Annotated in this window: 15 protein-coding genes; 6 read left to right on the top strand and 9 right to left on the bottom strand. The window is 72.1% G+C overall.

All coding sequences use genetic code 11. From position 1 onward, the window contains the following. Nucleotides 1-46: 46 nt before the first annotated feature. Genes HQK15_RS02130 through HQK15_RS02110 form a run of 5 tightly spaced genes read left to right on the top strand, consistent with a single transcriptional unit; the run spans nt 47 to nt 7,728 of the window. Nucleotides 47-1,516, top strand: coding sequence for a pyridoxal phosphate-dependent decarboxylase family protein (locus HQK15_RS02130; RefSeq protein WP_367649034.1), 1,470 nt, complete (start codon nt 47-49; stop codon nt 1,514-1,516). Beyond that, nucleotides 1,516-2,841: a lysine N(6)-hydroxylase/L-ornithine N(5)-oxygenase family protein gene (locus HQK15_RS02125; RefSeq protein WP_173489779.1), complete on the top strand. Its 1,326-nt coding sequence runs from the start codon at nt 1,516-1,518 to the stop codon at nt 2,839-2,841. Before HQK15_RS02130 ends, HQK15_RS02125 begins: the two co-directional genes overlap by 1 nt. Beyond that, nucleotides 2,838-5,213 carry a GNAT family N-acetyltransferase gene (locus HQK15_RS02120; protein ID WP_173489778.1) on the top strand — a complete coding sequence of 792 codons (2,376 nt, stop codon included), beginning with the start codon at nt 2,838-2,840 and terminating at the stop codon, nt 5,211-5,213. The genes HQK15_RS02125 and HQK15_RS02120 overlap by 4 nt, the downstream gene beginning before the upstream one ends. Beyond that, nucleotides 5,210-7,192 (top strand): penicillin acylase family protein, encoded by a 1,983-nt coding sequence (locus HQK15_RS02115; protein ID WP_173489777.1) that lies wholly within the window; start codon nt 5,210-5,212, stop codon nt 7,190-7,192. Before HQK15_RS02120 ends, HQK15_RS02115 begins: the two co-directional genes overlap by 4 nt. Beyond that, nucleotides 7,189-7,728, top strand: a complete 540-nt coding sequence (locus tag HQK15_RS02110; RefSeq protein WP_173489776.1) for a GNAT family N-acetyltransferase — start codon at nt 7,189-7,191, stop codon at nt 7,726-7,728. Before HQK15_RS02115 ends, HQK15_RS02110 begins: the two co-directional genes overlap by 4 nt. On the opposite strand, the gene HQK15_RS02105 is transcribed toward HQK15_RS02110, so the two are convergent. Further along, nucleotides 7,718-8,677 carry an NADPH:quinone oxidoreductase family protein gene (locus tag HQK15_RS02105; protein WP_173489775.1) on the bottom strand — a complete coding sequence of 320 codons (960 nt, stop codon included), beginning with the start codon at nt 8,675-8,677 and terminating at the stop codon, nt 7,718-7,720. The genes HQK15_RS02110 and HQK15_RS02105 overlap by 11 nt on opposite strands. Before the next feature lie 68 nt (nt 8,678-8,745). Between HQK15_RS02105 and HQK15_RS02100 the strand changes: the two genes are divergently transcribed. Further along, the gene (locus HQK15_RS02100) at nt 8,746-9,312 is read left to right on the top strand and encodes a phosphatase PAP2 family protein (RefSeq protein WP_173489774.1); all 567 of its coding nucleotides are present in this window, start codon (nt 8,746-8,748) and stop codon (nt 9,310-9,312) included. On the opposite strand, the gene HQK15_RS02095 is transcribed toward HQK15_RS02100, so the two are convergent. Genes HQK15_RS02095 through HQK15_RS02060 form a run of 8 tightly spaced genes read right to left on the bottom strand, consistent with a single transcriptional unit; the run spans nt 9,290 to nt 17,333 of the window. Further along, nucleotides 9,290-10,477 carry a S8 family serine peptidase gene (locus HQK15_RS02095; RefSeq protein ID WP_173489773.1) on the bottom strand — a complete coding sequence of 396 codons (1,188 nt, stop codon included), beginning with the start codon at nt 10,475-10,477 and terminating at the stop codon, nt 9,290-9,292. The two genes, HQK15_RS02100 and HQK15_RS02095, sit on opposite strands and share 23 nt — an antisense overlap. Continuing rightward, complete coding sequence (eccB, locus tag HQK15_RS02090; RefSeq protein WP_173489772.1) at nt 10,474-11,826, bottom strand: type VII secretion protein EccB; 1,353 nt, start codon at nt 11,824-11,826, stop codon at nt 10,474-10,476. The genes HQK15_RS02095 and eccB overlap by 4 nt, the downstream gene beginning before the upstream one ends. 3 nt (nt 11,827-11,829) lie before the next feature. Then, entirely contained in the window at nt 11,830-12,513 is a 684-nt protein-coding gene (locus tag HQK15_RS02085) for a hypothetical protein (RefSeq protein WP_173489771.1), read from the bottom strand. A gap of 15 nt (nt 12,514-12,528) precedes the next feature. After that, nucleotides 12,529-13,878 (bottom strand): type VII secretion integral membrane protein EccD, encoded by a 1,350-nt coding sequence (eccD, locus tag HQK15_RS02080; RefSeq protein ID WP_173489770.1) that lies wholly within the window; start codon nt 13,876-13,878, stop codon nt 12,529-12,531. Further along, complete coding sequence (locus HQK15_RS02075; protein WP_173489769.1) at nt 13,875-15,182, bottom strand: hypothetical protein; 1,308 nt, start codon at nt 15,180-15,182, stop codon at nt 13,875-13,877. The genes eccD and HQK15_RS02075 overlap by 4 nt, the downstream gene beginning before the upstream one ends. Next, complete coding sequence (locus HQK15_RS02070; RefSeq protein ID WP_173489768.1) at nt 15,169-16,440, bottom strand: S8 family peptidase; 1,272 nt, start codon at nt 16,438-16,440, stop codon at nt 15,169-15,171. The genes HQK15_RS02075 and HQK15_RS02070 overlap by 14 nt, the downstream gene beginning before the upstream one ends. Continuing rightward, a complete protein-coding gene (locus HQK15_RS02065; RefSeq protein ID WP_173489767.1) occupies nt 16,437-17,024 on the bottom strand; it encodes a hypothetical protein in 588 nt (195 codons plus the stop codon). The genes HQK15_RS02070 and HQK15_RS02065 overlap by 4 nt, the downstream gene beginning before the upstream one ends. Nucleotides 17,025-17,030: 6 nt before the next feature. After that, nucleotides 17,031-17,333: a WXG100 family type VII secretion target gene (locus HQK15_RS02060; protein ID WP_173489766.1), complete on the bottom strand. Its 303-nt coding sequence runs from the start codon at nt 17,331-17,333 to the stop codon at nt 17,031-17,033. Between the last annotated feature and the right edge of the window lie 10 nt (nt 17,334-17,343).

Here is a 17,343-nt window from a genome sequence, read left to right as displayed (position 1 = left end):
TTAGGTAAGCCTGTCCTAAGCAATCTTCGGGGGAAGGAACCACCGCGTGCGACAGCACCTGTTCAACGCCGACAACATCGAACGCTATCGCGACGAGATGACCCGAGGCGTCACGGCCGTGGCCGACCACGTCGCCACCGTCACCGGGCCGTGGACCGGCGCCGGCGTGGCCGAGGTGGTCTCGCGGGTCGACGACATCGATCTCGACCGTCCTCTCGCCGACATGGGCCAGGCGCTGGCCGAGGTCAAGGACGTCTACCTCGATGACGCCGTGTGGTTCCACGAGCCGCGCTACCTCGCGCACCTCAACTGCCCCGTCGTCATCCCGGCGCTGGTCGCCGAGGTGCTGGTGTCGTCGGTCAACTCCTCGCTCGACACGTGGGACCAGAGCGCCGGCGGCACGCAGATCGAGCGTCGGCTCGTCGGTTGGACCGCCGCGCGGATCGGCTTCGACGCCGCCGGGGACGGCGTCTTCACCAGCGGCGGCACGCAGTCCAACCTGCAGGCGCTCCTGGTCGCCCGTGGCCAGGCCTATCTCGCAGGTGACGCCGACCCGGCCGAGCCGCTGGCCCACACCGCTGCCAGGTTCCGGATCTTCGCCTCGCGCGACAGCCACTTCAGCGTCCAGAAGTCCGCGAACATCCTCGGGCTCGGCATGGACGCCGTGGTGACGATCCCGACCGACGGGCGCCGCCGGATGGACCCGTGGGCCCTCGAGCAGGCACTGCGCGACACCCGCGCCGCCGGCCTCATCCCGATGGCCGTCGTCGCGACCGCCGGAACCACCGACTTCGGCAGCATCGACCCGCTCGAGCGCATCGCCGACGTGTGCGCCGAGAGCGGCGTCTGGATGCACGTCGACGCCGCGTACGGCGGAGGACTGCTGGTCTCGCCGCGCCGCCGCCACCTGCTGGCCGGCATCGAGCGCGCCGACTCCGTCACGGTCGACTTCCACAAGACGTTCTTCCAGCCGGTCAGCTCCAGCGCGGTGATCTTCCGCGACGGGGCCGACCTGCGGCACGTCACGTACCACGCGGACTACCTCAACCCGCGCTCCTCGGCCCAGCCCAACCAGGTCGACAAGAGCCTGCAGACGACCCGGCGCTTCGACGCCCTCAAGCTCTGGCTGACGCTCCGCACCATGGGAGCCGACGCGATCGGCGAGTACGTCGACGCCGTGGTCGACCTCGCCCAGGCGGGCTACGAGCTGCTGCGGGACGACGCCGACCTCGAGGTCGTCACCGCGCCGACGCTGAGCACCCTGGTCTTCCGCTTCCGCCCGGACGGGGTGCCGGAGTCGGTGGCCGACGAGGTCAACCCGGGCATCCGGCGGACGATCGCCGGCAGTGGCTCCGCCGTGATCGCCGGCACCAAGGTCGAGGGCCGGTCGTGGCTCAAGCTGACGATGCTCAACCCCGCCACGACGACGGACGACCTGCGGGCGGTGCTCGACCTCGTCCGCTCGATCGGGCACGAGCTCCTCGACGACCTCTACGCGCCGGAGGAGGTTCACTGATGCGCACCCACGACTTCGCCGCGATCGGCCTCGGCCCGTTCAACCTGGGCCTCGCCTGCCTGGCCGAGCCCGTCGACGGCCTCGACGGCATCGTCCTGGAGTCACGCGACGACTTCAGCTGGCACCCCGGGATGATGCTGCAGGACGCCACGCTCCAGGTCCCGTTCATGGCCGACCTGGTGACGATGGCCGACCCGACGTCGCGCTACTCGTTCCTCAACTACCTCAAGCAGACCGGACGGCTCTACCCGTTCTACATCCGCGAGAGCTTCTACCCGCTCCGGGCCGAGTACGACGCCTACTGCCGCTGGGCCGCGTCGCAGGTCGAGGGCGTCCGCTTCGGACGCCACGTCGACCGGGTCGAGCACGACGGCGAGGCGTACGTGCTCACCGCGCGTCTGCGCTCGGGCGGCACCGAGACCTACCGGGCGAGGCGCCTGGTGCTCGGCACCGGCACCCGGCCGCACGTGCCGTCGGTGGTGGAGGGCGTCGACGGGCCGATGATCCACTCCGCCGACTACCTCACCCACAAGGCGGCCCTGCAGGCCACGGCGTCGATCACGGTCGTCGGCAGCGGCCAGAGTGCCGCCGAGATCTATCTCGACCTGCTCGAGGACATCGACACGTTCGGCTACGAGCTGGTGTGGGCGACGCGGTCGCCGCGGTTCTTCCCGATGGAGTACACCAAGCTCACGCTGGAGATGACGTCACCGGAGTACACCCGCTACTTCCAGGCGCTCCCCGCCGGCACCCGTGACCGGCTGCTGCGAGACCAGAAGGGCCTCTACAAGGGCATCAGCGGCGATCTCGTCGACGCCATCTTCGACACGCTCTACCGCAAGCGCGTGCACGGTGACGTCCCCACCCGTCTGCTGACCCACACCGAGCTCGGCGGTGCGTCGTGGGACGCCGCCGCCGGGCGCTACGCGCTCGAGCTGCGCCACACCGAGCTGGACGAGCCCCTCGACCTGCAGACCGAGGGGCTCGTCCTCGCGACGGGCTACCGCCCGCAGGTGCCCGCCTTCGTGGAGGGCATCGCCGACCGCATCCGCTGGGACGACCGGGGCCGTTACGACGTGGCCGCCGGCTACACGATCGACCACACCGACCAGGAGATCTTCGTGCAGAACGCCGAGGAGCACACCCACGGGCTGATCGCCCCCGACCTCGGGATGGGCGCCTACCGCAGCTCGATCATCATCCGGCAGATGTGTGGTCGGGAGGTCTACCCCGTCGAGGAGCACATCGCCTTCCAGGAGTTCGGTGTGCCGACGGACCTCGCCCGGCATCCCGGGGCGCGCCTGCGGATGGAGGTCGGCGCATGAGCGCGGGGGTCCTGCTGTCGCGCGACACCGCGGTCGGGTGCATCACGATCGAGCCGGTCGACCTCGACCGTGACGGCGACCTGCTCCACGCCTGGATCACCCACCCCCGATCGGTGTTCTGGGGGATGCAGGGCGCCTCGGTGGACGACGTCTGCGCGGCGTACGCCGAGATCGGTGCCGACCCGCACCACGAGGCGTGGCTCGGCCGGGTCGACGGGGAGCCGGCCTTCCTGGCCGAGACCTACGACCCCGAGCACAGCGAGCTCGCCGGGACGTACGACTGGCAGCCGGGCGACATCGGCATGCACGTGCTCGTCGCGCCCACGGACTCGCCGCGGACCGGCTTCACGTCCGCGGTGTTCCGCACCGTCATGGAGCTGTGCCTCGACGACCCGCGGCGGATGCGCGTCGTCGTGGAGCCGGACGTCCGCAACGACCGCATCGCTGCGCTCAACGCGGCGGCGGGGTTCCGGGTGCTCGGCCGGGTGCAGCTGACCGACAAGGTCGCCGCGCTGAGCGTCTGCACCCGCGACGACTTCGCGGGCAGCGAGCTGCTGCGAGCCGTCGACGACGAGGGGGACCGCTTGCGCGACCTGACCCGTCACCTCGCGCCCGAGCCGATGCAGCGAGCCCACCGGTTCCTCGTGGCCAAGGCGATCGGCGAGTTCGCGCACGAGCGGCTGCTCGACCCGCGCCCGGTCGGGCCCGACCACGAGCTGGTCTCGCCCGACGGCCGCGTCAGCTACCGGTTCCACGCCCACCGCTACGAGCTCGACCACTGGGTCGTCGGTCCGTGGTCGATCTCGCGCGTCGTCGACGGCGAGGAGGCGGAGGTCGATGCGCTCGCGTTCGTCATCGAGCACGCCGAGGTGCTCGGCATCCCCGGGGCCCTGCTGCCGACCTATCTCGAGGAGATCAGCAGCACCCTTGCGGGCTCGGCGTGGAAGGACGTCCACTCCACGACCTCGGTCCGTGACCTGCTGCAGGCGGACTTCCAGGCGGTGGAGGCGGCGATGACCGAGGGCCACCCGGCCTTCGTCGCCAACAACGGGCGGATCGGGTTCTCCGTCGCCGACCACGCGGCGTATGCGCCCGAGACCGGGCAGACGTTCGCGGTGGTGTGGGTCGCCGCCCGGCGGACGCTCGCGCACCTGTCGACCGGCGAGGGCCTCGACGAGCGCGCGCTCTACGCCGGCGAGATCGACGCCGCGACCCGTGGACGCTTCGAGGGGACGCTGCGCGGCCTCGGGCTCGACCCGTCGGACTACCTGCTCATCCCGGTGCATCCCTGGCAGTGGGAGCACAAGATCGCGATCACGTTCGCGCCCGACGTGGCCCGTCACGACCTCGTGCTGCTCGGCAGCGGTGACGACCACTACCAGGCGCAGCAGTCGATCCGGACGTACTTCAACGTCGACCGCCCGGAGCGGCACTACGTCAAGACCGCGCTGTCGATCCAGAACATGGGCTTCATGCGGGGGCTGTCGCCGCGCTACATGCGGGCGACGCCGGCCATCAACGACTGGGTCGCCGACCTCGTGGCGTCCGACGACGAGCTGCGGTCGACCGGCTTCGGCGTGCTGCGCGAGCGGGCGGCGATCGGCTACACCGGCGACGCCTACCACCGGATCGGCACGTCGACCCCGGCGAGCGGGGCGGCGCCCCAGCCGTACACCAAGATGCTCGCGGCGCTCTGGCGCGAGAGCCCCGTCGCCCAGCTCGCTCCCGGCGATCGGCTCGCCACGATGGCGTCGCTGCTGCACCGCGACCGCGACGGTGCGTCGTTCGCCGTCGGGCTCGTCCGCGCCTCCGGCCTCGACCCGCGCGAGTGGGTGCGTCGCTACCTGCGGGCCTACGTCCGACCCGTCGTGCACTGCCTGCACCGCTACGAGCTCGCGTTCATGCCGCACGGGGAGAACCTGATCATGGTGCTCGACGGGCACGTGCCCACGCGGATGCTGATGAAGGACATCGGTGAGGAGATCGCCGTGCTGGGCGACCTGCCGCTGCCCGAGGAGATCGAGCGGGTGCGGGCCGACGTCCCCGACGACGTCAAGGCGTTGTCGGTGCTGACCGACGTCTTCGACGGTTTCCTGCGGTTCCTCGCGGCGATCCTGGCGGAGGACGGCGTGCTGGCGTCGGACGAGTTCTGGTCTCTGGTCGCGGCGACGATCGCCGAGCACCAGGCGGACCACCCCGAGCTGGCCGAGGCCTTCGCCCGGATCGACCTGTTCGCGCCGAAGTTCGCCCACTCCTGCCTCAACCGGCTGCAGCTGCGCGACACCCGTCAGATGGTCGACCTGTCGGACCAGGCGACGTCGCTGATGTTCGCCGGCACGCTCGCCAACCCGATCGCCCGGCACCGCCGGTGAGCGTCGAGCGCGACCCGTGGGGCGTGCCGACGGTCCGGGCGGCGTCGATCGACGAGCTCGCGCGCGAGCAGGGGCGCGTCACGGCGATCGACCGTGGCGACCAGATCGAGATGGACCGCCTCCATGCCGTGGGGCGGACGGCGGAGGTGCTGGGCGTCGCCGGGGTCGGCTGGGACACCTTCGCGCGGCAGACCCTGATCGACCGGACCGCCCGCGAGTGCTTCGAGCGCATGGACACCGAGACCCAGCGGTTCTGCGCGGCGTACGTCGCGGGGGTCGAGGAAGGTCTCGACCGCCGGCAGCCGGGTGCATGGACGCCGTGGACGCCGCTGGGCATCTTCTGCGTGCAGCACGTCCTGTTCGGGACGTTCCCGACCAAGCTGTGGCGGGCGCGGGTCGCCGCGGCGCTCGGCGAGGACGCGCTCGACCTCATCGGTGGCGAGGGTCCCGCCCTGTCGGGCAGCAACGCCTGGGTCGCGGGCGGCGGTCGGACGGTCTCGGGGAGCCCGATCATCGCCGGCGACCCGCACCGTGTGCTCGAGTCACCGGGCGTCTATCAGCAGGTGCGGCTGGTCTGCCCCGGCGTCGACGTCGTCGGTCTCACGTTCCCGGGAGTGCCCGGGGTGCAGCACTTCGCCCACGCCGGCGAGGTCGCGTGGGCCATCACCAACGCGATGGCGGACTACCAGGATCTCTTCGTCGAGCAGCTGCGGCGCACCGCCGCCGGGGTCGAGGCGCGGGGTGCGGAGGGCTGGTACGCCGCCGACGTCCACACCGAGCAGATCGACGTCCGCGGGGCCGATCCCGTGCCGGTCGAGGTCGTCGTCACCCGACAGGGTCCGCTCGTCGTCGGGGGACCCGATGCCGGTCAGGGGCTCAGCCTGCGGACGGCGTCGCGGGTCGGTCGCGACCTCGGGCTCGACGCGATCCTGCCGCTGCTGCGGTCGCGCACCGTCGAGGACGTCGACCGCGCCCTCGACCGCTGGGTCGAGCCGGTCAACAACGTCGTCATCGCCGACCGATCCGGCCGGGTCCGCTACCGGGTGGCCGGCCGGGTGCCGGTGCGCGACGAGCGTGCTCGGCGGGTGCCGGTCCCGGCGTGGGACGAGCAGCACGCGTGGATGGGCTGGCTCGACCCGTTGCCGTCGTCGGACGTCGGGGCGGACGACGTGCTCGTCACCGCCAACGAGCGCCGCGGCCCCGAGAGCGCGGCGGTGGGTCACGAGTTCGCCCCGCCGCACCGCGCCGACCGGCTGCGCGACCTGCTCGGCGACCGCCGTGACCTGACCGTCGAGGACGCGCGGTCGCTGCACCTCGACACGGCCCTCGCGCCCGCCGGCAGGCTGCGGTCTCTGCTCGACTCGGTCGAGACCCTGACGCCCGGGGCGGCCGACCTCCGCTCGATCATCGGCTCGTGGGACGGGCGGATGGATGCCGGCAGCGCGGGTGCCGCCGCGTTCGCCGCGGTGCGGGGCGCCCTCGTGCGCCGCCTCGCCGACGAGCCCGCCTTCGCCGCCCTGCGCGAGCCGTCGCCCTGGCCCGCTCTCTTCGACCCGTGGGTCGACGTGGTCGGCCGGCTCGGTCAGGAGCTCGACCGGCTGGTCGACCGAAGCCCGACCCCGTGGGGCATCGACCTGGCCGCGCTCGCGACCCGTGCGCTCGAGGAGGTCGCCGCGGCGGGCCCGCCCGAGACCTGGGGAGCGACCCACGTCTGGGCGCCGGCGGGCGTCCCGGCGGTCGCGCTGTCGGGTGACACCGAGTGCGTGCTGTCGACCTCGAGCGTCCCGGGCGTCACCGACCAGGTGCTGCGTGGGCCTGTCGCCCGCTACGTGTGGGACCTCGCCGATCGCGCCGCGAGCCGGTGGATCGTCCCGCTCGGGGCGTCCGGTGACCCGGCCGATCCCCACCACCACGACCAGCTCGACCACTGGTCGGGCGGTCGACTCGTCCCCGTCCCCACTGATCCGGAGTCCGCATGACCTTCACCCACCGCCCCGTCGACCCGGTCGGCGACCTCGACCTCCTGCACGCGTGGGTCACCGCGCCCCGGGCGACGTTCTGGGGCATGACGACCTACACCCGTGAGGAGGTCGGTGAGGTCTACGCCTACCTCGACGGCCTGACGACACATCACGCCTATCTCGTGCACCGCGACGGACGGGCGGTCGCGATCTTCCAGACGTACGACCCGGCGCACGACCCGATGGGGGAGTCGTACGACGTGCAGGAGGGTGACCTGGGCTGCCACCTCTTCGTCGGGCCGGCCGACGTCCCGGAGCCCGGGTTCACGGGTCGCCTGACGTCCTACCTGCTCGGCGTCGTCCTGGCCGACCCGGCGGTGCGCCGCATCGTCGCGGAGCCTGACGTCGCCAATGCGCGGTCGATCGCCCGCGCCGAGCGCACGGGTCTGACGAAGGGCGCCGTGGTCGAGCTGGCGGACAAGACCGCCCAGCTCGCCTTCGTCACCCGCGAGCAGCTCACCTCCCCGCCGGCCGGTGGGGGTGTCAGGGGGTGAGCAGCACCTTGCCGGTGGCGCGACGCTCGTCGAGCGTGAGCAGGGCCTGTGCCGCCTCGGCGAGGGGGAACGTCGGTCCGACGACCGGCTGCAGGGCGCCACTGGCCAGGTGCGGCTCCATCGCGGCCCACTCGGTCGCGATGTGCCCGGGACGCTGCAGCACGTACGCGCCCCAGCCGACACCGACGACGGACACGTTGTTGAGCAGCAGGCGGTTGACCTTGACGGTCGGGATCTCGCCGGCGGTGAAGCCGATGACGAGCAGGCGCCCGTCGTCCTTGAGACAGCGCAGCGAGTCGGTGAAGCGGTCGCCGCCGACCGGGTCGACGACGATGTCGACCTTGCCGCCGGCGACGGTCGCGTCCTTGAAGCCGTCGGCCAGCACGAACTCGTCGGCGCCGGCCTCCAGCGCCACGGCGCCCTTCTCGGCGGTCGAGGTCACCGCGACGACGCGACCCGCGCCGAACGCCTTGGCGACCTGGATCGCAGCGGTGCCGATGCCGCCGGCCGCGCCCTGCACCAGCACCGACTCACCGGCCTGCAGGTGGCCGCGCTCGATCAGCGCGAAGTAGGCGGTGCCGTAGTTGAAGATGATCGAGGCGCCCTGCCCGTACGAGACGGAGTCGGGCAGCTTGAACGTCTCGGTGACCGGGGCGACGGCCTGCTCGGCGAAGCCGCCCAGGAGGCACAGCGCGGCGACGCGGTCGCCCGGGGCGAACCCGGAGTCCTCGGGAGCGGCGATGACCTCGCCCGCGATCTCGGCTCCCGGGGTGAAGGGGAGGTCGGGCTTCATCTGGTAGAGCCCGCGCGACTGCAGCACCTCCGGGAACGCGACGCCGGCGGCGCGGACGCGGATCAGGACCTGGCCGGGTGCGGCCACGGGCTCGGGCACGTCGAGGAGCTCCACTGCGGAGGGGCCGTCGAGGGATGTGATCTGGATCGCCTTCATGGTGGCGACACTACCGCAGAACTAAGCGAGCGCTTAGGAGATCGGCGCGACCTCCGTACGCTGGGCGCATGGACGCCGTCGACCTCGAGATCGCCCGCTGGGTCGCCGACCACCGCACGGTGCCGCTGACCCGGGTGTGCCGGTTCCTCGAGGACCTCGGCACGTCATGGATCTTCTTCGCCGTCGCGGCGCTGGTGGGCCTCGTCGTCGTCGCCCGGCTGAGGGTCTGGGCGAGCCTGCCCAGCGTCATCGGATCGATGCTCGTGACGGTCGTGGTGACCGGGCCACTCAAGGAGGTCTTCGACCGACCGCGTCCACCTGCCGACCTCGCAATCACGTCGCTGGCACAGTCGTCGATGCCCTCGTCGCACGCCGTGATCACGTCGGCGGCGACGATCGCCGTCGTGCTGGCGCCGTGGTGGACGTCGATCGCCTGGCGCCGCGTCGTCGCGGCGCTCGGCGTCGTCGGGTGCGTCGTGTCGGCCGCCGCCATGATCTATCTGGGCGGTCACTGGCTCACCGACGTGCTGGTCGGCTGGCTGCTGGGCGGCGCCATCACCGGCGGGGTGATGATCGCCTGGCGGCGGCTGTCGCTGCCGGGGGCGCGTCGTCCTAGCGTCGCATCCGAGCGCTGAGCGGACGGGCGACCAGGGCGACCGACAGCAGTGCGGTCGCGCCGAGGGCCCACCAGAGCAGACGGTCCCGCGGGCCGGCCAGGGGGTCGTCGGCCGCGGCCCTCGCGGTGATGCTGGTGCCGGCCGGTGGCTTGATGCTCGAGCGGCGCTCACCCGGAGGTGTGGCCTCGCTGCTCGTGAGCGCGGCGACCGGCTGGATGCGGCCCCAGCCCTCGATGTCGTTGCGCTCGGCGATGCGCGGCCGGTCGGCCGTGGACGTGATGCGGTTGGCGATGTCGGCGGCCGAGTCCTTCGGGAACCGCTCGCGCAGCTGGGCGGCCAGTGCGCTGACGAACGGGGTCGCATAGCTCGTGTAGGGCTGGTCGATGCCGAACAGGCAGTCGCCGACCGCGTGGAACGGCGCCAAAACGTTCACGCCAGGCGCGGACACGTCGACGTGCTTGCCATGGATCGAGTAGTTGTCGACGCCGCCCCCGGGAGTCGTCGCCGCGACCCCCAGCACCCCGGGGAATCCAGCGGGGTACTGCACCTGGGTGTAGGGGTTGTCGCGACCCGGGCCGTTGCCGGCAGACGCCACCACGACCTTGTCGTTCTTGACCGCGAGGGCCGTTGCCGCCCTCAGGGCCTTGAGCTGCGGGTCGCTGGGTCCGGTGCTGATCGAGATGTTGATGACGTCGACCTCGTCGCGCTCGGCGGCCCAGCGGATGCCCTTGGCGACGTTGGCGGTCGAGATCTGGTCGGCCACGGTGTTGACGCGGACGGGGACGATCGTGGCGTCGGGCGCAGCGCCCACCAGCACCGAGTCGCCGAAGGTGCGGGCGCCGATGATGCCGGCCACGGCCGTGCCATGTCCCTGGAGGTCGTCGGTGCCCGCACCGCCGACGAACGACGTGCCGTCCTCGAGGCCCCGGGAGAAGTGGACGTTGCGCTGGTTGACGCCGGAGTCGACGACCGCCACGACGACACCCTTGCCGGTCGCGAACCGCCACGACTGCTCGAAGCCGGTCTGCTGCAGGTTGAGCAGCCCGGCCGGTTCGGTCACGTACTGCGTCTCATCAGTCGTGCAGTTGCGGCCCTCTGCCGCCCGAGCCGGGGCGTCGACGACGACCGGCAGCGCGATGGCGCCGATCGTCGCCGCGAGTGCTGCGGACAGCTGTCGCCTCATCCGACCGGCGCTCCGGCCTTGGTGGCGTCGAGGGCCGGCCCGTCGCGGAACAGCTCGGTCCACGTGCGGGGCACGGGCACCGGCTCGACGTCGCCGTAGCCGAGCCGGCGCTGCGCCTCGGCGGCGGCGTTCTTGGGCTCGATCGCATAGCGCGTCGCGAGGGAGTCGATGAGGTACTCGGTGTCGACGGGGCCACCCGAGGTGCGGGTGCTGCCGTAGACGAGCGCGCCGCGACCCTGCTGGACCTCGGCGGAGGCCTCGGCACCCGTCGGCACGATCGACGGCTCGGTCGGCGTCGCGAGGTAGGCCCGGCTGGTGTCGTCCTCCTGCTCGGCGCGGCCGAGCACGAGGCACGGCGTCTGCTCGGAGTAGGTGCTCGGCAGGGCCTTCGGCCAGTCCGCCGGGAACAGCTTGGCGCTGTTGAGGGTCTGGATGCGACCGAAGTCGGTCGGGTCGAGCTCGACCGGGTCGGCGTCGACCGTGCCGGGACTCACCGAGTAGATGGCCGCCGCAAAGGGCTGGAGCAGCACGAGCCCGCCCTTGACCAGGACGTAGTCGCGCCCGTCGGCCTGCACGCGCGTGCCGATGACGTCGAGGCCGGGGACGCCGCTGTCGACGGACGAGCCGCTGCCGGGCACCGTGAATGCCGTGACCGTGCTGCCGATGGGGAGCAGGTCGAGCCAGCGGTTGGTGCCGGGGAACGCCGTGGTGGTGTCGAGGCCGAGGGCTCGCACGATGGCGGTCCCGACGTTGCCCTTGGGCACGGGGTAGCGCCGGCTGCCCGAGACGATCCAGTACTTCCCGTCGTCGCGGGACTTCACCAGCAGGGCCGTGCCGGTGGAGCGCTCGGCACCGGACCGGGTGCTGACGACGGTCCGGAGACCACCGTCGCCGTTGGTGCACGCGGTCCACCCGTCCTGCACGAGGCGGTTGGCCGGCGGCAGGTAGTCGGGGGCGTTGACGATGCCGATCGCGTTGCGCTTGGGCTCCTTGACCAGGACGTCGTCGGGGACGTAGCTGATCTTGAGCTCGTCCTGCAGCGCCAGGCGGGCCGACGTGATGTTGGCGACCGGGTAGAGCTGCTTCTCGAACATCAGGTAGCGCGATCCGCTCTCCTTGCCGATGACGAGCCCGTTCTCGCGCCAGTCGTCGCTGACGGTCGGCTTGAGGACGCCGGCCACGGCGGCTCCGGCGACGAGGATCGCCGCGAGGACCAGCCCGCCGATGATCGTACGGCCGTAGCGGACGGGCTCGACCTCCCGTCCGCCCGGCGCTCCGCTCAGGAACGCAGTGACCAGCCGACGCCTGTTGAAGTCGTGCGCCTCGACCAGGTCACGCTTGCTCGCCATGCGTCAGACGACGCGGTGACGTGCAGCGTACGGGCGCTTGACCAGCACCCCGCCGACCACGATCAGGCCCAGGCCGAGCACGAGCACGGGCAGCTGCGCCGGTCCACCGGCGGCAGGCAGCGTGCGCTGCGTGTCGGCTGCGGGCGGCGTGGCGTCCTGTAGGCCCTGCTGCGGCGCGACGCCGTTGCCGAGGACGGGGTCGACGCCGTTGTTGTCGTCCTCGCCCTGCGAGGAGGAGTCGCCCGATCCCGGGTCGCTGGAGCCGCTGTCGTCGTCCGTGCTGTCGCCGGGGTTCCCGTTGCCGTTGCCGTTGCCGTTGCCGTTGTTGCCGCTGTCGTCGTCGGTCTCGACACCTCCGGGCGTGCCGGGCACGTCGACGTCGTCACCGGGGTTGTCCGTCGGGCGCGTCGGCTCGGGCGTGGGCTCGGTGGTCTCGACCGGGTCGCCCGGGGTGGTGGGCAGCGTGGGGGTCGGGAGCGTCTCGGGGATGTCGAGCTCGACCTGCGGCACCAAGAGGTCGAGATCGAGGCTCGGTGCCTTGTCGGTCGGGGTCGCGGTGGCGGCTGCGGGAGTGGCGGCGAGGTCGTCGCCGTCGGCGGCCTGGGCGATCCCGGGCACGGCGAACGACACCATGGCGAGTCCGAGGGCGATGGAGCTCGTGGCGGCGATCTTGCGGGCGGTGTGCATGGTTCTCCTAGTAGGTCAGGACCGGACGGCCGAGACGATTCCGATGGCGATGACGAGCAGGGGGATCATCGCGACGAGGGCGACGAGCTCGAGCAGCTCGGCGGTCCGTCCTCGCGAGACGGTGTGGGTGGACGGGACGAGTGTCGTGACGAGCGTGCCTGCTGCGACGACCGTCAGGACGACGATCAGGCCGGGACGCCAGTCGGGCTGCAGCACCAGGACGCTCACGGCGATCGAGAGGATGCCGGCGGCAGCGGTGACGAGTCCGGCGCCGACCTCGGTGCCGGAGCGGAACTGACGGGTGCGGACCAGCAGCGCGATCGCCGCGGCGACGGTCGTCAGCATGCCGGTGACACCGAGCGTGACGGCCAGCGGGGCGACGGCGACCAGCAGCAGCCCGCTGGTGATCGTGGTGGCCAGCAGGATCTCGTGGCCGATGCGGGCACCGGCCCGGACCTCGTCGATGCTGACCTCGGCCGGGTCGTCGGGCATGAGGGCCGGGTCCTCGGGCTGCGGCGACGAGGCTCCGGCCGACGTCAGTGCGAGGGCCGGCTGCACGCCCGAGGCGATCACGACGAGGGCGAGGGCGACGAGGTAGATCTCGGCAGCGCCGAGGTCGGTCGCGATGACCAGGCCGCTGGCGGCGGCGGCCAGCACGCCGAGGATCGCTCCGGGCAGGAGCAGGAGCCGGTGACGCTCCAGACCGGCCATGGCGAGGACGGCCGTGACGGCACCTGCGCCGCCGGCGGAGGCCACGGAGGCGCCGAGCACCTCGTCGGACGTCACGCCGGTGAACGCGCCGACGGCGGCGAAGACGACGGCCGACCAGCCGAGCATCAGGGCGATCTCGTCCTCGTGCTCGAGCCGCGACAGCACGATCGACGCGGCGAGCAGGACGAGGGCGATGACGCCGGCGAGCGATCCGGCGAGCACGCTCGTGCGCTCGATCGCGATGGACAGGGCGCCGAGGGCCAGCAGCGAGCCGGCCGCGACGAGAGCGGTCCTGCGGGCGGCCGAGGCCTCCCACGGGCTGGTGCTGTCCTCGATGACGTCCGACATGGCCTCGACCACGTCGTCGTAGACGCGGGGGGCTGCCTGCCCGCCGGGTGCGAGGGTCAGCAGCGCGCCGTCGTGGACGTTCTGGAACGCCAGGCCGGCCGAGGCCGAGAGCTCGCTGCCGTCGGCGGCGAGCAGCCGGAAGCCGGTGTGGGCCGAGCTCGGGTCGAGCACGCCCATCGAGCGGGCGAGCTCGGGCAGCAGCTCGGCGACCGTCACGGCCGAGGGCAGGGCGAGGTCGGTGCGCCGGTCGCCCGAGGCGATCGTGACGCGCACCAGGCCGCCGAGCGAGTAGACCGCTGTGCTCACGCGATGACTCCCGGGGACGTCTCGTCGTCGTCGAGCCACTGGTCGTCGTCGAAGGCCATGTGGTCGAGCGTCTGGTCGTCACCGTCGCGCTGCTGACCGCCGCGGCCGGCTCCGGAGCCGGCTCCACGCCCGCCCGTGCCGCCCGTGCCGCTGCTGCGCGATCCGGTGCCGGGGCCTGCCCCGCGGCTGCCGGCCTGGCCGGATCCGCCGGAGCGACCACCCGACGGCTGAGCGCCCCCGGGGCGACCGGCCGACGACTGGGCGCCGGACGACGGGGCGCCTCCGGGACGAGCCGCGCTCGAGCCCGAGGCGGGCTGGCCCGCAGTCCGAGAGCCGAGCGTCGACCCGTTCTGCATGCCGGCGGTGCGACCGGATCCGGCCGGTGCACCCGCGCTGCCGCTGGCGGCGCCGCCGGTGAGACGGTTGAGCAGGCCGCGGCCCGCACCGAGCACACCGGCCGCACTGGTCGCGGCGCTCGTGCCGCCGCCGCCGATCATGCCGGCGCTGCCGCCGGCGCCGCCGGTGAGGTCCTGTCCGGCGTTGCTGCCCGCGTTGCCGTCCTGCGTGGAGCCCTGGGTGCCCGGCGGGGACTTGATCCCGCCGATGAGGCCGGTGGTCGCCACGGCTCCGGTCGTGGTCAGCATCTGGTCGATCGAGGCGCTGCCGCCCACCACAGGGGTGCCCGTGCTGCTGCCGCCCGTGCTGCCTGTGGTGCCGTTGGTGGTCGACGTGCCGGGGCCGTCGCCGCCGCGATCGGCGGAGTCGACGGGCTGGTCGCCGCGAGGAGCCGCCTTGCTCAGCAGTGCCTGCGCAACCTTGACCGAGGCCTCGAACTCGGTGAGGGCCTCGCCCGCGCGCTTCTCACGCGCCTCGATGGCGTCGGTGTGTGCCCGCTCCGCCATCGCGTGGTCGCGCAGCTTCTCCGAGTGCGCGTCCTGCTCGTCCTTCGTCGCTCCGGCGTCGATCGTTCCCGGCGACACGGGCGGGGCGCCGACCGCCGGGAGCCCCGCGAGGTTGGTCTTGGCGTTGGCCAGGCCGTTGCGGGCCTCCTCCATCGCCAGCGCGGAGTCCCTCATCTGGTCGCGGTACGTCTCGAGCTCGGTCACCTTCTTGTCGAAGGCCGCCGAGGCCGCCTCCGCGTCCGCTCCGGTCCAGGCGTTGCGGGTCCGGGCGCGGTGGATCCGCAGGTCGATCAGCAGGTCGTCGACCTCGGCGTAGGAGTCCTTCCAGGCGCGCTTCTTGGTCGCGGCGCCTGAGGCCCCCGTCCCGGCGATCTCCTGCAGCTTCAGCTCATTGGGTCCCATCGGTGCTGCCCCCTGTCGTTCCGGTGAGTGCGCGTGAAGTGGTGCGTCGGTGTCGAAGGACCAGCAGGACCGCGAGCAGGGCCACGGCGGCCGCGATGCTGATCCAGATCGCCGGTCCGGACGAGTCGTCGGCGGTCGTAGCGGCCTGCGGCGTCGGATCGTCGGCCGGCGTCGGGCTCGCGCTCGGCGACGTCGGCTCGGTGGTCTTCGGGTCCTTCCACGCCGAGAGCGGGTAGGCCGCGAAGGCGTCGTTGGGGTTCTTCAGCAGCGGGTTGACGTCGGGCCAGCCGGACGGGTCGCGGGCGAGCAGCTTGCGCAGGCTGATCACGCCGAAGCCGGTCGACTGCCGGTAGCCGAAGTCACGACCTCCGGAGCTGTGGATGAGCTGCTGGATGAGCTGGTTGCCGGTGGCGTCGGGGTACTTGGACTTCACCAGCGCCAAGGCGCCCGCCACGAGCGGTGTCGCGTCGGAGGTGCCGGTCCGTTCCTCGCCGGACACCCATCGGGCCTGGTCGACGGGGCCTTCCATGATCCCGGAGGCCACGTCGACCCCTGGGGCGACGATCGAGAGGTTGCCGTCGGGCTGCTTGCTCCACGGCTTGGCGTCTTTGTCGATCGCGCCGACGGCCACGACCCCGGGAATGCTGGCGGGCTCGGTGACGGGCCCGTTGGGGTTGCCGGCCCCGGCTACCACGACGATGCCGGCCTTCTGGGCCTGCTCGACCTCGTACTGCAGCTGGAGCGTGTTGGTGAACGAGTAGCTGATGATGTCGACCTTGTCCTTGATGGCCTGGTCGAACAGCTCGGAGGGATAGCCGGACTCGCGATCGGTCGGATCGGGGTCCTTCTGGTAGAAGAAGACCTCCGCATCGGGCGCGATGCCCGTGATGCCGGCTCCGCCCGGGGCATTGCCCTTGCCCTGACCGACGATGAGGCTCGTCATCGCCGTGCCGTGACCCGCATAGCGGGCAGTGGGATACGAGCGCGCCTCGGCGAGTCCCTCGGACCCATCGGGCTTGACCGCCCCGCGCAAGGTCACCTTGGCGCCGTCGAGCTCGGGCACGTCGGTGTTGATGGCACCGTCGATGACCGCGATCCGCACGCCCTTGCCGGTCGACTGCTGGTGCGCCTCGGAGACCGCCAGACCCTGGAACCACCAAGGGTCGAGCGGTTCTGCCGACGCCGGCGCAGGCACGGCGAGCGTGAGGAGCGTCAGAGCGGCGGCGACCGCTGTGCCCCGGCGGCCGCGGGGGCTCACGGCGGGCCGTTCCCGTCGAGCGCCGCGCCACCGGTGCCCGCGTGCCCCTCGTCCTGCGGGCGCAGAGCGTTGATCGACGGATCGAGAACCTCTTCGTGCTTCTCGCCGTACGTGTCGATCTCGCTGTCGGAGTCGAGCTGCTCGTCGGCATCGAGCAGCGCGTAGCCACCCTCGTTGCGGGCATCGTTGTGGGCGCTGCGGGTGACGCTGCCGGTGACCTTGGATCCGATGGCGGTCAGCGCGGCCAGCACGTCGCCGTCGGTCTGTGCGTGGTTGCGCGCGGCCTGCACGATCGTGGCGCCGAAGTCGTCGATGTCGGTCGTCATGGCCGAGAGCGTCTTCTCGAAGACCTCGACGACGGCCTGGTGCTGCGCGAAGAGGGCCTGCGCGGGGCCATAGCTGCTGAAGTCGCCCGGCGATCCCTTGGCGTCGGCGAGCATGGCCAGCGCGGCCTGGGTCTTGGCCGTGAGTGCGGACGTGTCCTGGCCGATCTTCTCGACGTCCTCGATCGTCAGCTCGAGGTCAGCGGTCGAACCGCCCCCGCCAGTGGCGGGGGCGGTTGCGGAGTCGTCGTCACGGACCATGGTCGATCAGCCGCCGAACGCCGCCGAGTTCTTGCCCTCGGTGTGCTTGTAGTCGTCGTGCGAGTCGTTGACGGCCTGACCCGACGCCTGGAGCGTCATCTTGAGGTCGGCGATGGCCTGGTCCCACTTGCCCTTGGCCTGCTGGTAGGAGGCCGAGGCCTCACCGGTCCAGTCAGCCTTCAGCGGGGTCAGGTCCTGGTCGAGCTGGTCGAGGCGGCTCTGCAGCTTGGTGACAGCTGCGCCGACCTCTCCGGCGAGTCCGCCGAGTCCGCCGAAGGAGACAGCAAGACGTCCTGTGCTTCCGGTCATGGTGAAGTCC

Source organism: Aeromicrobium stalagmiti (assembly GCF_013283745.1).
Lineage (GTDB): Bacteria > Actinomycetota > Actinomycetes > Propionibacteriales > Nocardioidaceae > Aeromicrobium > Aeromicrobium stalagmiti.
Note: the sequence above shows the minus strand (reverse complement) of the source record. Positions and strands in the feature narration are given on the sequence as shown.